Origin of the sequence: Rhizobium terricola, assembly GCF_012927355.1 — a bacterium.
GTDB classification, from domain to species: Bacteria; Pseudomonadota; Alphaproteobacteria; order Rhizobiales; family Rhizobiaceae; genus Allorhizobium; species Allorhizobium terricola.
Window position 1 is genome coordinate 37,949 of record NZ_JABBGK010000008.1, and the last position, 13,759, is coordinate 51,707.

Here is a 13,759-nt window from a genome sequence, read left to right on the forward strand (position 1 = left end):
CGGTCCGCTCGGACAGGGAGGCGGACATGCACACCGAGAAGACGTCGGAAATCATCGCACACTTCATCGGCCACTTTGACGCGATCATCGACGAAGTGCGAATGCGCATCGGCTACACCCAGGGCGAAGTGGCAACCGAGGCGGCAGAACCGTTGCCGGATCTGGAGGCACTGGATCCGGATTTTGCCTCTCAGCTGCTGCTCAAGGATTTCGGTCCCGGCGTTGTCTACAAGGGCGGGCCGTTCGAGCTTGAGGGTCAGATCGGGACGGAGCCGCCCACGGGACCGTCATTTCAAGAGATCGTTGATGATTTGTCCGACATTGCGTCCGCCGGGACGCGGTTCCCCCATTTCGGCTGGGGCGCATCCGTACCGGTCGAAGAAGAACTCGAGGTTTATACCGGACCGGGCTCGACCATCTCGCACATGTCCCAGTTCAACCTGTTGCAGGACGATGACTATCTCAACATGACAGGCGAGGAGCATGCGAAGCTGGATACTAGCTTCGTCGTGGAGCGGCTCGCCGAATATGCGACCAAGGCTGCGGTTTTCACCTCCTTCGCCGCCCTCGATCGCACCGACGTCTATGAAGACCTCGTCAAGATCGCGGATGATATTCACGCGTTCAAGGAAGGCCTGCTCAACGATGAAACAACCGCGTTCGGCACCGATGCGGACGTCGATTTCGTTCTCGCAGGAAATCGGATCGACGGCACTTACGTCGACGGCGAACTGACCGACGAGGCACCTGTTCTCGAGGACCTGCTGCCCGACCGCGGCATAGCCAAGCCTCCGGAAGATATTGACGAAGAAGGCACGGAGACCTCGATCGAACAGACCGCCGGGCCCCAAAACATCCTCGACGTCGGCGCCGGCGCCAATATCGTCGCCAACATAGCGGCCGTAACGAACACAGGTGTGATCGCTCCGACAATGAGCGTGATGGGCGACTATCACCAGGTCGACATGATCACCCAAGCCTACATCTATAGCGACAACGACACCAACGGCCTCGCACCTTCGGCGCAGTGGGGTGACTGCGACGGCCCACAGCAATCCTCGACCGTCGCGATGAACGTCGCTCTTTTCGAGCGCGACACCTATGGCGACCCCGGTTCGGAGCCCGAGACGCCCGCAGAAGGTGAGCCGACCTTCCCGTCGGACTGGCGCGTCAGTGTCATCGAGGGTGATGTCTGCTTCGTCCAATGGATCGAACAGTACAATTTCATCACCGACAACGACCAGATGATCGTCACGACGACCGGCAGCGAAACCTCGGTCCTGCTTGGCGGCAATGTGGCACTGAACATTACCGCCTATCTCGGCATCAGCATGCAGTATGACCTGGTCATCGTCGGCGGCGACATGCTCGACATGAACATCATCAGCCAACTGGCGGTGCTCTACGACAATGACTGGATCATCGGAGCCGACGGCTGCCCCGAAGGCATCGTGACCCAGACGGGCAACAACCTTCTATGGAACCAGGCTTCGATCCAGAATGTCGGCGACGACGACCGTTTCGAAACCATGCCGGACTACATGAACCAGACGGTACAGGGTATTCAGGACGGCAATCCGGACATGCCGCAGGATCTCGCCACCGACGTCAACTTCAGCGGCTACGATTGGCTGAATGTTCTCTACATCACGGGCAACCTCTACGATGTCACCTACATCAAGCAGGTGAGCGTTCTCGGCGATGCGGACCACGTCACCCAGGCGGCGGCCGAACTCCTCGCCAATAACGAGGATGCGCAGGTGACGATCGACACCGGCAGCAATGCGGTCGTGAACATCGCTGAGATCATCGACTATGACAGTTTTGGAGACACGACCTATATCGCGGGCCAGGTCTATTCCGACGCGATCCTGATCCAGGGCGGCATCATCGAAGACGACGCGACGCAGCCGCAGCCCGTGAATCACCAGCTGGCCAACGAGGTTATCGCATTTCTCGACGATGATCCGTCGACCAATGACACGGATGATGCGGTCATCAATGCGGGCCACGACTTGTCCTGGTCGAACGCCTGCCCGTCAGACGTCATGCAATCCGTAATCGCCTGAGTTGATGGAGGAACCAGCCCATGAACCAGGTGGCAAAAAGCGGATTGATCGGAAGCGCGGCACTCCGGCTGGAACTGGGCACGCGTGTCCCTGACGCCGAGAGGAAGGACGACGCGGCGCTCACCGAAGCATGCATGGCGGCGATCGACACGGCCGTGGAAAACATCAAGCGGGCCGCCGGTCCCGGGCCACTCTCGACGCTCGGCCAGCCCCAGCCGGCACGACAGCCGATCGCCGAGGAACCGAGAGAACCAAGGATGGATGCCTTGGAAGCCTGGGCAAGAGCGATCCGGGATGCTGCAAGCGCGTCGCGAAGCCGGACTGAAGTGGAGCCGCTCAGCAGGGCGCGCGTGACCAGCCCGCTGCCGGACGCAAGGATGGCGCCGCCCGCACCGAAGCCAATCGTCCCGAGACCGGCACGCCCGGCCCCGGAGCAGGTAGCGCCGGCCAGCCCTTTGCGCATTCGCGAACCTGTTCAGCCCCCGGGGACGTCACCACCGCAGCAACCGGCCGAGGCGAGGCAACCGATCGAGGCGAGGCGACCGGAGCCGCCGCGTGAAACGGTCCGGCCTGAACGGCCCGTCGAAGCAAGAACCGAACGTCCGGTTACCCAGCCAAATCGGAGAGTAGAAGGTCCGGCGCATTCACCGGGACCGGCACCAGGCCCGGCACCGCAACGCCAACCACCCGCCCCCGCACCGGACAGACCCTTTGCCCGCACCATCGACAACGATAGCGGGCCAATAAAGCAGAACGACCGCCGCCCGACGAGCGACGGAGGCGGGAACGGAAACGAGAAAGATTCCAATGGGGGTGGCGGTGGTGGTGGCGGCGGACATAGCGGCTTCCACAAGCGGAGCGGGCCAGTCAATTTTGCGGCCAGCCTCGCGAAGGGCATAGCTGCGGTCCGCCGCAACATGGCGATCGTCATGGTATTCACCATTGCCATCAACATCCTGCTGCTGGCGATCCCTCTCTACCTGTTCCAGATATCCGACCGCGTGCTGACAAGCCGCTCGATGGATACCCTGATCATGCTGACCATAGCCGTCGTCGGTGCGGTTGGCCTGCAGGCCTTCCTGGATTCCATCCGGCGTTTCATCCTGATGCGCACGGCGGTCGAGCTTGAGGTACAGCTAGGCGCTCCGATCCTGAGTGCCGCAGCCCGCGCGTCGCTTCACGGCAGCGGCAAGGACTATCAAACCCTGCAGGATCTGCAGCAGCTCCGCTCCTTCCTGACCTCCGGCACACTGATCGCCTTCCTCGACGCACCCCTGATGCCGCTCTTCGTGCTGGTCGTCTATCTGGTGCATCCGCATCTGGGACTGATCATCATGGCCTGCTGTGCGGTGCTGTTCGTCATCGCGTTCCTCAACCAGCGCTTCACCGCGCGGCATTTTGCCGAGGCAAACGGTTACCTGAGCCGCGCCAACTTCCATCTCGATTCCATGTCGCGCAATTCGCAGATCATCAACGCCATGGCGATGATCCCGGAAGCCGTGCGGATGTGGGGCCACGAGACCGCGGGTTCTCTCAAGGCAAATGTCGCGGCCCAGGACCGCAACATCATGTTTGCCGGCCTCTCCAAGGCCTGCCGCATGATGACCCAGATCGCCCTGCTCGGCTGGGGTGCGCACCTGTCGCTTTCTGGCCACCTGACGGGTGGGATGGTGATCGCCGCCTCGATCATTTCCGGCCGGGCGCTTGCACCGATCGAGGGCGCCATCGAAGGATGGCACCAGTTCAACAAGTCGGCCGCCTCCTATGGCCGCATCAAGCAGCTGCTGGTCAGCTCGCCGCTCAACTTCCCCCGCCTGCGCCTTCCCAACCCGGAAGGACGCCTCGATGTGGAGCGCATTCTTTTCGTGCCGCCGCCGCAGAAGAAGGTCATCCTGAACGGCATCTCCTTCTCGCTGAAGAAGGGCGAGTCTCTGGCGATCATCGGCAACTCGGGTTCGGGCAAAACGACGCTCGGCAAGATGCTGGTCGGTTCGATCCTGCCGACCTCCGGCAATGTCAGGCTCGACCTGATGGACTTGAGGAACTGGGACCAGCGCCAGTTCGGCGAAAGCATCGGTTACCTGCCGCAGGACGTGCAGCTCTTCCCCGGCACGATCAAGGCGAACATCAGCCGGATGCGTGACGACGTCGAGGACCGGCAGATCTTCGAGGCTGCCGTGCTCGCCGATGTGCACGAACTGATCGCCTCCTTCCCGCAGGGCTACGAGACGGTCGTGGCAGCCGACGGCGCCCCTCTATCGGGCGGCCAGAAACAGCGCATCGCGCTGGCGCGCGCCTTCTTCGGAAATCCCAAGTTCGTCGTCCTCGATGAGCCGAATTCCAACCTCGACACCCAGGGAGAAACGGCGCTGGCGAGGGCTCTTCTGCACGCCAAGAAGCAGGGCATCACGACGGTGACGATCACCCAGCGACCGGCCCTGCTCCAGGCTGTCGACAAGATCCTCGTGCTGAAGGACGGGTCGGTGGCGATGTTCGGCGAACGCGCAGAGGTCCTCAAGGCGCTCGCCAAGAATCCCGGACCCGACGACCAACCGCGCCAGATCAATAACAGGTGAATCCATGACACGCGCGCTCCAAACGAAGATCGAACAGGGCCAGCCGGAATGGTACAACGACGTTCCCCGGTCGATACGTACCCATACGGTCGTCGGGCTTGCCGTCCTGATCAGCACCTTCGGTGGCTTCGGCTTCTGGGCGGCCACTGCACCACTCGCCTCCGCGATCATCGCCCAGGGAAGCTTCGTCGCAACCGGCAACAACAAGATCATCCAGCATCTGGAAGGTGGCATCATCAAGGAGATGATGGTCAATGAAGGTGAGATGGTGAAGGAAGGCGACGTCCTGCTCAAGCTCGATCCGACGGCCGCATTGGCCAATGAGCGAGCAATGAATCTCAAGCGGCTTCGCCTTGAGGCGGTGATCGCCCGACTGCGTGCGGAAGCCCAGGGCGACAAGGATCTGACGATCCCGGAGATCGTCATGAAGCAGGCCAGCGACCCGGACGTCAACGCGATCATCCAGAGCCAGAACGTTATCTTTCGCAGCAAGCAGATCAAACTGTCCGAACAGCTGAATCTTATCGAAAAGAACATTCGGTCGCTCGAATACCGTTTCAATGGTTACGGCGGCCAGAAGAAATCTTTCGAACGGCAGATGGCCCTGCTGACGGAGGAGCGGGATTCCAAGGCGCGGCTCGTCAAGGTCGGCTATCTCAGCAAGACGGATCTCATGGCCATCGAACGCGCCATCGCCGATGCGATGGGCGATATCGCGCGCCTTGAGGGCGAGATGAACGAAAGCGACGCACAGATCGCCAAGTACCGTCAGGAGGCAGTCATCGCGATCAATTCCAGCAAGCAGGCCGCGCTTGATGCCCTGGAAACAGCGGAATCCGACCTGGACAGCGTACGCGAGCAGATGAACGAAGCGGCCGGCGTCCTGGAACGCACCGTCATCCGCTCACCCGTCACCGGAACGGTGGTCCGTTCCTACTACCACACCTCGGGCGGCGTCATCACCACCGGCAAACCGATCATGGAGATACTCCCCGCAGGGGTACCGCTGATCATCGAGGCCCAGGTGCTGCGCACCTCCATCGACCAGTTGCACGAAGGCCAGACCGCCGCCATCCGGCTCTCCTCGCTCAACCGCCGAACCACGCCGGTGCTGAGCGGCAAGGTCTTTTACGTGTCGGCGGACTCGATCGATGAAGGCACGATGAGTGCTCCGAAGGACGTCTACATCGTCCGAGTGGAGCTTTCGGACCAGGAAATCACCCGCGTACACGGCTTTCATCCGGTGCCCGGCATGCCGGCCGACGTGTTGATCCAGACATCGGAAAGGACCTTCTTTGACTACCTGTCCAAACCGATCAGCGACAGCATGTCCCGCGCTTTCAAGGAGCAATGATACGATGGTCGGGCGCCGCTAGGAGGTACGGAAGATGGGAAACATGTCGGACGTCCTGCTCAGGGTCGGCAGGTTGAATTATGTCTGGACCAACACCGAAAGCCTGCTGATCTACGTCATTGCCCACCTTCTGGCAGTCGACAAGGAAACGGCGATCATCGTCTTCCTGACCCTCAACACGACACGGGCGCGCATCGATCTCGTCGAGCGGCTGGCCAAACGCCGCTCCACCGATCCGACCGAACGGGCAGCGATCCTCGCCGACATGTCACGGCTGAAGAAGGAAGCGAAAGTCCGCAACAAGTACAATCACAGCATCTACTCCTTCGATGAACGCGGCGACATCTCGAGCACGCAACTGATGCGGCTTGTCGAGACCGACGAGGAGATCCGCTACGGCAAGGTCGAACAGATGGATGCGAAGGAAATGCAGCAGCTGGAGCGCGCCATCGCGGAGATCACCGACATCAGCAAGTCGCTGTGGCGCTTCATCCATGCGAGCACGCATCTGGAGAGCGAAATCTAGAAGGACACGGAACTCGGCGCCTAACCCATTTTCGCGAGGCGCTTTCGCCCGAACGGAGCATGTTTCGTATCGGAGGTTTCGACCTAACATGGATCTTTCGAACCCGCGCCGAGACGCCGGGGAAATGGGGGCAGATCATGCGGATAGAGGTCATAGAGACGCAAGACGCCTTTGCGGCCGTTCGCCCGCATTGGGACGATGTCTTCATGGCCGATCCGCATGCTCAGCATTTCCTGTCCTGGATATGGCTGAACCGCTATCTCGGCCATCGCCGGCGGTGGTTCATCCTCGCGCTGCGGGACGGTGGACCTGACGGGCGCTATCTCGCCTTTTTTCCTCTTCGTCTCCAGACCCGGCAGAACGCGGACGGCATATTCGTTGACGAAATCATCATGGCCGGCAACTTCACCGCCGACTACACGGGCTTCATCGCCCGACCGGACCATGAGAGCCAGGCGATCGCCGGCTTCACGACCTATCTGAAACGCCAGAACTGGATGCAGATCAAGTTCGATTACATCAACGGCCCGCCCGAACGCCGCGAGGCCATGATCCGTGGCTTGCAGGGTCCGGATGTGATGTTCCGCAACATAGTTCCGCGCAACGAGCAGAACATCGACAACACGATCTGCCCGAGGATCGCTCTCCCCGATGACTGGGACACCTATCTCGAACAGCACATGAGCGGCCAGACGCGGCAGAAGCTGCGGCGCTTCCTGCGCACGGTCGAAGGCGGTGACGAATATTGCATCACGATGGCGACGAAGGACACGATCGAGCGTGACCTCGACATTCTCTTCGATTTCTGGCGAACACGCTGGAAACCGGTCAAGGGCGCGGAAAAGACCGAAAAGCTGGTCCGGTCGTCGCGCGAGATGCTGGAGGACTGCTTCGCCGACGGCAATCTCGACGTACCGGTCCTCTGGCATGGAGAACGACCGCTCGGAGCGCTGGCGAACATCATCGACCGACAGAAAAAGGCCGTGCTCTTCTACATAACTGGCCGTGACGAGACCTGGAAAACGCCGTCGCCGGGCCTCGTACTGCATGGTTACAGCATCCGCAGGGCCATCGCAGAAGGCTTGCGGACCTACGATTTCCTCCGCGGCAACGAGCCCTACAAGTACATGTTCGGCGTCGAGGACCGCCAGATCAGCTGCACGCTTTTCCGGACCAGAAGCGGGCTCAACCTCGGCAACAGGCTAAATCCCCGCAGTGTCCGCTTCGTCTACGAGAAGGCGATCGACCTCTACCATGCCGGCAAGAAGGCAGACGCGGAAGCGGGGTTCCGGCAGATCCTTGACGTGATGCCGGATCATCGTGGCGCGGAATTCTGGCTGGCCAATATTCTCTTCGAAAAGGGCCGGCTGGTTGAAGCAGAGGCGAGCTATCGCGCCCTCCTGCCACGGCTCCGCGACCCTGTGGCGGTGATGCTCCGTCTCGCCGACGTACACCTTGCACGGCATCGCTTCAGGGAAGCGGCCGACCTGCTTTCCGATATCTGCCGCCGAGCGCCGCTCAAGACCGAGGCCCGCTACAAGTGGGGCGTCGCGCTGCTCGCCGACAGGCAGGTTCGTGAGGCAGCCCGTGTTTTCGCCGAAGCCTGTCGCAACCACGTTCCGGGTGACGACGCGACCGACGCACTCTACGCCGGGAAGGCGCGCGATGCGCTGGCGCGGGTCGCCTACGCCCTCGAACCGGCCCCGGATCCTGCCTTCTATCCTGCCCGGTTTGCGGCAGGTGACCGACCACCGCCGATGCTGCACTGAGCGTTGCGTAAATTCTGTTGGCGTAGCTCCCTTCCATTCCGTCTTGCCCAACCGTCAGAGGCTACCCCGATGGCTCTCATTTCGTCGCCACAGGTCTCCCGTTTCCATGCGGATCGTTTCGAGGAATGCCAGCGCGCACTCGAACCCGCGGTGCGCGAACTCATGCTGACCGCGGAAGCGGCCGGCTGGATGCCGGAGGAAATATCCGCTGCAATTGCAGCGATCGCCGATTTCCAGATGCTGACGCTCGAGGCCGGCGACGTGATTGCAAAACTACGCAGGCACCTCACCGACTGAAACTCAGCCGAGGCTCTTCAGATAGATCGACAAGAGCTGTGTCTGGGACGAAATGCCGAGCTTGCGGTAGACATTGCGGCGATGAACCTTCACCGTCCCCGTCGAGATACCCAGCCTCAGCCCGATCGACTCCGACGAGTGCCCCTGAAGCACCAGTTCCACGATCGCCGCCTCGCGATCGGTCAGGTTGAGATCGCGCCAGACCCGCTCAGTCTCCGGATGGGCGGCCCTGCGCCCGCCCTTGCCGCGCCGGGCGATCGCATTGTCGAACCGTCGCCCGAGATCGTTCCAGGCGTGGCGGACAAGCGCCACGACGACCGGCTCGGCTTTCTTGAGCAGGGCGAATTCGGCCGCCGAAAATACCCCCGACTGTTCCCGGCGCATCAGCGAGAGCACGACCGTGATGCCGTTTTCCAGCGCCACAAAGAAGCCGATCTCCTCCGCCAGCCCGGTCTGGGTATAGTAGCTGCGGAAATACTCGCTGGAGAAGAAGCGGTCGGGTGCAAGCTCGCGCATTCTCCATACCCCGGGCTTCGGTTCCTGCGCGGCACTGTAGAATGGATCGAGCAGATAGGGGCCGGCCTGGTACATGCTGACGAACACCACGTGTTCCTCAGGAGTGAAGGTGCTGTAGAGATCGATCGGGCGTTCCTGGCCGCGATAGGCGAAGACGACGATATAGTCGAAGCGGAGCAGGCTCTTCATCAGGGCATGGAAGGCAGGCCCGGCTTCGTGCTCGCCGGGAGCATCCTGCCCCACGAGTTGCCCCATGATGTTGAACAAGGCTTCGAGATCCATGCAGACACCCATCCACGTGCGGAAGAGCGCGCGATACGCTCCCGGGGGTATACACCCTCCACATCGCGGAACGGCTTGGAATACCTCTCTCGGGGTATATACCGCAAACGACCGGCTTGAATAGGTTTGAACCAGACGGTGTGGAGCCGGGCAATCGCGAGACGGCCCGGCATTCAGAAAAACGACCGCGGGGAATATGACGTGACAGCGCCTTCGACGAACGACATCGAATTCCGTTCGGTCGCCAAACGCTATGGCAGCGTGACGGCCGTATCGGACATCAATCTGGCAGTGCCCAAGGGCGCCTTCGTCGCCCTGCTCGGGCCGTCAGGGGGTGGCAAGACCACGTGCCTGCGCATGATCGGCGGCTTCGAACAGCCGAGCGAAGGCACAGTGCTGATCAACGGCCGCGAGATGAACGGCGTGCCGCCCTATCGCCGCCCCGTCAACATGGTGTTCCAGCATTACGCGCTGTTCCCGCACTTCAACGTCGAGCAGAACGTCGCCTACGGTCTCCGGCAGATGCGCCCGAAACTTGAAGCCGCGGAGATCGCGCGCCGAGCGAAAGAAGCGCTCGAGATGGTGCGCCTCGGCGGCTTCGAAAAACGCCGCGTCCATGAGATGTCGGGTGGCCAGCAGCAGCGCGTCGCGCTCGCCCGCGCCATCGTCAACAAGCCCTCCGTCCTTCTGCTCGATGAACCGCTCGCAGCCCTCGACAAGAAACTGCGCACCGCCATGCAATTCGAGCTGCAGACCCTCCAGCGTGAACTCGGCATCACATTCGTCCTCGTCACGCACGACCAGGAGGAAGCGCTTTCGATGAGCGACCTCGTCTGCGTGATGAATGCCGGGCGTATCGTCCAGATGGCGAGGCCCCAGGAAATCTACGACCATCCGGCAGATCTGTTCGTCGCTGACTTCGTCGGCAAGACCAATCGTCTATCGGCAACGCTGGAAGCCGACGGCACGACGCTGAGGCTCGCCGACGGCACGGCGCTCGCGCGTGTCGGAAAGGCGGCCTCGCCATCCGGGGCAGTCACCGTCGCCCTGCGTCCCGAGGCCATCGAACTCGTGCGCCAGCCATCCGGCGGCAACGGCCAGATCGCCGGCACGGTAACCCACCGCATCTTCCTCGGCTCGACCGCCGAATACCAGATCAAGGTCGACGGCCTCGGTGATTTCCTCGTCACGGCCGACCATCGCAGCATGCAGGAAAGCGATCTCGTCGAGCCGGGCGAACGGGTCGTTCTCAAATTCGATCCCGGCAAAATGCATGTTTTTCCGGCCTGAGGAACGGCCGCCCCCGTCAAGACAACAAAAGGGAACAGCGTCATGACAAAGTGGTACAGAGAAAATGCCCCGATCACTGCCGAACAGCTCAGCGACGAATGGATGCGCCTGAAACGCGGTTCCGTTTCCCGTCGTCACTTCCTCGGCGTCACCGGCCTCGGGCTTGCCGCGGCGGTACTCGGCCGCCAGCCCGGCGCGTTCAACGCCAACGCTTATGCCGGTGACCTGGGCACGACCATGTCGCTCGCCACGTGGCCCAACTATCACGACCCGGCGACCTTCGAAGCCTTCACTGCCGCGACCGGAGTCGCCGTCGAGGTCAATGTCTTCGGCTCCAACGAAGAGATGCTCGCCAAGCTGCAGGCCGGTGGCACCGGCTGGGACCTGTTCGTCCCGACCAACTACACCATCTCGACCTATGTGAAGCTCGGCCTGATCGATCCGCTCGACATGTCGAAACTGCCCGCCTTCTCGCAAGCCAGCCAGTCGGCCCGCTTCACCTCGGAAGGAGCCATCGACGGCGTAACCTACGCCCTGCCGAAGAACTGGGGCACGACGGGCATGGCGGTCAACACCTCGAAGATCAAGTCGAAGATCACCTCATGGAAGGACTTCTTCGAAGTGGCCATGACGGAAGCCGACGGCCGCGCCATGGTGCACGACTACCAGCTCACCACCATCGGCAGCGCGCTCGTCTCGCTCGGCTACTCGTTCAATTCGGTGAAGCCCGAGGAACTCGCCAAGGCCGAGGAACTGCTGATCAAGGTCAAGCCGCATCTCTACGGCATCAACAGCGACTACCAGCCGGGCATGCGTGGCACCGACGCCTGGATGACCATGTGCTGGACCAATGACGGCGCCCAGCTCAACCGCGACATGCCCGAGATCGCCTACATCCTCGGTTCCGATGGCGGCGAGATCTGGACGGACTTCTACGCGATCCCGAAGAGCGCTGCCAACAAGCCGGCCGGCTACGCCCTGCTCGACTTCCTGATGACGCCGGAGAACGCGGTGAAGGAACACCTGGCCAACGGCGCCCCGACGACCGACAGCCGCGTGCTCGCGCTGCTGCCGTCGGACGTGACGTCGAACAAGATCGTCTATCCGGACGAAGCCTCGCTCACCCCGCTGGAATTCGGCGCCGCCGTCACGCTGACCGATCCGGCCCGTGCGGAACTGATGGCCCGCTTCAAGGCGGCTTGACGGCCCTCCTCTGATCTGAGCGACAGCCCCTCATCCGGCTGCCGCCACCTTCTCCCCGCAAGCGGGGAGAAGGAAATCTGCCGCAACGTTTTCGATCCCCTCTCCCCGCCAGCGGGGAGAGGGCCAGGGTTGAGGGGCAAATCCTCGCTCGATACCTGCCGATCACACACACCGGGACCACCGCATGGCCTTAACCATGGACACACGAAAGAGACTGGTCACCGCCGCACTGGTTGCGCCTGCGGCGATGTGGCTCCTTGTCTTCCTCGTCCTGCCCTTCATGGCGATCGTGGTTTTCTCGGTCGGCGAGCGGGCGCCCGAGGGGGGCTACCAGGCGGCCTTCACCTTCGCCCAGTTCGCCAATCTCGCCTCGCGCGCCGCAGCCTTCCGCAACACCATGCTGATCGCGCCGCTCGGCGCCTTCCTCTGCCTGCTCGTCGCCTATCCGGTCGCCTACTATCTCGCCATCAAGGCCAATCCCCAGTATCGGCTGGTGCTGGTGTCGCTGGTCGTCGTGCCCTTCTGGACCAGCCTCCTGGTGCGCACCTATGCCTGGATGTACATCCTCGGATCGCGCGGGCTGCCGAACCTCCTGTCGATGATCGGCATCGAGGACGTCCGGCTGCTCAACACCCCCGGCGCCGTCCTACTCGGCATTGTCTACGGCTACCTGCCGCTGATGATCATGCCCATCTATGTGAGCCTCGAAAAGCTCGACCGCAGGCTGCTCGAGGCCTCCGCCGACCTCGGCGCGAAGCCGGTTTCCACTTTCTTCGGCATCACCCTGCCGCTCTCGCTCCCGGGCGTCATGACCGGCGTCGCCCTCGTCACGATCCTGCTGCTGGGCGAGTATCTGATCCCGCAGCTGCTCGGCGGCGGCAAGGTGTTCTTCATCGGCAACGCGCTGGTCGATCTCTTCCTGCAGTCGCGCAACTGGCCCTTCGGCTCGGCAATCGCCGTGACGCTTGTGGTGGTCGTCGTGATCGTCCTGACGGTTGCCATGCGCATTGCATGGAAGATCTCCGGCTCCAAACAGGTGGATCTCGTCTGATGCGCGCGCTTGTCACCTTCGTCTACCTCTTCCTCTATGCGCCGATCGCACTGGTCGTGCTGTTCTCCTTCAACGCCGGACGCAATGCTTCGGAGTTCACCGGCTTCTCGACCCAGTGGTACGGCAAGGCGCTGTCGAACACCTTCCTGATCACCGCGCTGGAAAACAGCCTGCTGATCGCCTTCACCAGCGCCGCCCTCGCCGCTGTCTTCGGCACCATGGCAGCGCTTGGCATGGAGCGGCTTTCGCCGCGCGGCCGGGCCATATTCGATGCGCTGTTTGCGGCAGCGATCGTGGTGCCCGGCGTGGTCATCGGGATTGCGACCCTCGTCGCGCTTGTCGAGGTGTTTTCCTTCATGAACCCGGCCCTTGCCGCGATCTGGCCAGGCGAAAAGCCCCCGCAGCTCGGTCTTGGCTATGGCTCGATCATCGCGGCGCACGGCCTGTTCTCGCTGGCGCTGGTGACGATGATCGTCAAGGCGCGCATCGCAAGCCTCGGCCGCGATATCGTCGAGGCGTCCAGCGATCTCTACGCCACCCCGCTCACCACCTTTCGCGAGATCGTCCTGCCGCAGATCATGCCGTCCATCCTGGCTGGCTTCCTGCTCGCCTTTACCTTCTCCTTCGACGATTTCATCGTCGCCTTCTTCGTCGCCGGTTCCAAGACGACCCTTCCGATCTACGTGTTCGCCTCGATCCGTCGCGGCGTGACGCCCGAAATCAACGCGATCGCGACGCTGGTGCTGGTTGCCTCGCTGTTCCTGATCCTGATCGCCCGCACGCTGATGCGGGAAAAGAAAACAAAATCGCATGCCGGGGAGTAAAC

At 62.1% G+C, this 13,759-nt stretch carries 12 protein-coding genes; 10 read left to right on the forward strand and 2 right to left on the reverse strand.

Going from position 1 to position 13,759, the window contains the following annotated elements; translation table 11 throughout:
* Nucleotides 1–26: 26 nt before the first annotated feature.
* Nucleotides 27–2,069 (forward strand): hypothetical protein, encoded by a 2,043-nt coding sequence (locus HHL25_RS21560; protein WP_169595302.1) that lies wholly within the window; start codon nucleotides 27–29, stop codon nucleotides 2,067–2,069.
* Here HHL25_RS21560 and HHL25_RS21565 read toward each other — a convergent pair.
* Nucleotides 2,047–2,532, reverse strand: coding sequence for a hypothetical protein (locus tag HHL25_RS21565; RefSeq protein ID WP_169595272.1), 486 nt, complete (start codon nucleotides 2,530–2,532; stop codon nucleotides 2,047–2,049). The two genes, HHL25_RS21560 and HHL25_RS21565, sit on opposite strands and share 23 nt — an antisense overlap.
* Between HHL25_RS21565 and HHL25_RS21570 the strand changes: the two genes are divergently transcribed.
* From HHL25_RS21570 to HHL25_RS21590, 5 genes are all read left to right on the forward strand, one after another.
* Nucleotides 2,447–4,645 (forward strand): type I secretion system permease/ATPase, encoded by a 2,199-nt coding sequence (locus tag HHL25_RS21570; RefSeq protein ID WP_390624534.1) that lies wholly within the window; start codon nucleotides 2,447–2,449, stop codon nucleotides 4,643–4,645. The genes HHL25_RS21565 and HHL25_RS21570 overlap by 86 nt on opposite strands.
* Nucleotides 4,646–4,649: 4 nt before the next feature.
* On the forward strand, nucleotides 4,650–5,999 hold the full coding sequence (locus HHL25_RS21575; protein ID WP_169595303.1) for an HlyD family type I secretion periplasmic adaptor subunit: 1,350 nt from the start codon (nucleotides 4,650–4,652) through the stop codon (nucleotides 5,997–5,999).
* Between the two features lie 34 nt (nucleotides 6,000–6,033).
* Nucleotides 6,034–6,525, forward strand: a complete 492-nt coding sequence (locus HHL25_RS21580; protein WP_169595304.1) for a hypothetical protein — start codon at nucleotides 6,034–6,036, stop codon at nucleotides 6,523–6,525.
* A gap of 137 nt (nucleotides 6,526–6,662) precedes the next feature.
* On the forward strand, nucleotides 6,663–8,294 hold the full coding sequence (locus tag HHL25_RS21585) for a GNAT family N-acetyltransferase (RefSeq protein ID WP_169595305.1): 1,632 nt from the start codon (nucleotides 6,663–6,665) through the stop codon (nucleotides 8,292–8,294).
* Between the two features lie 69 nt (nucleotides 8,295–8,363).
* On the forward strand, nucleotides 8,364–8,591 hold the full coding sequence (locus HHL25_RS21590) for a hypothetical protein (RefSeq protein WP_169595306.1): 228 nt from the start codon (nucleotides 8,364–8,366) through the stop codon (nucleotides 8,589–8,591).
* 3 nt (nucleotides 8,592–8,594) lie between these two features.
* Here the strand turns inward: HHL25_RS21590 and HHL25_RS21595 are convergent, their stop codons facing one another.
* Nucleotides 8,595–9,401, reverse strand: coding sequence for a helix-turn-helix transcriptional regulator (locus tag HHL25_RS21595; RefSeq protein ID WP_169595307.1), 807 nt, complete (start codon nucleotides 9,399–9,401; stop codon nucleotides 8,595–8,597).
* Between the two features lie 189 nt (nucleotides 9,402–9,590).
* On the opposite strand from HHL25_RS21595, the gene HHL25_RS21600 reads away from it, so the two are divergent.
* The 4 genes from HHL25_RS21600 to HHL25_RS21615 all read left to right on the forward strand — a co-directional run bounded on the left by HHL25_RS21600 (nucleotide 9,591) and on the right by HHL25_RS21615 (nucleotide 13,757).
* Nucleotides 9,591–10,679: an ABC transporter ATP-binding protein gene (locus HHL25_RS21600; protein WP_169595308.1), complete on the forward strand. Its 1,089-nt coding sequence runs from the start codon at nucleotides 9,591–9,593 to the stop codon at nucleotides 10,677–10,679.
* 42 nt (nucleotides 10,680–10,721) lie between these two features.
* Nucleotides 10,722–11,882 (forward strand): polyamine ABC transporter substrate-binding protein, encoded by a 1,161-nt coding sequence (locus tag HHL25_RS21605; RefSeq protein ID WP_169595309.1) that lies wholly within the window; start codon nucleotides 10,722–10,724, stop codon nucleotides 11,880–11,882.
* Between the two features lie 184 nt (nucleotides 11,883–12,066).
* On the forward strand, nucleotides 12,067–12,933 hold the full coding sequence (locus HHL25_RS21610; RefSeq protein WP_169595310.1) for an ABC transporter permease: 867 nt from the start codon (nucleotides 12,067–12,069) through the stop codon (nucleotides 12,931–12,933).
* Nucleotides 12,933–13,757 (forward strand): ABC transporter permease, encoded by an 825-nt coding sequence (locus HHL25_RS21615; protein WP_169595311.1) that lies wholly within the window; start codon nucleotides 12,933–12,935, stop codon nucleotides 13,755–13,757. Before HHL25_RS21610 ends, HHL25_RS21615 begins: the two co-directional genes overlap by 1 nt.
* Nucleotides 13,758–13,759 lie beyond the last annotated feature (2 nt).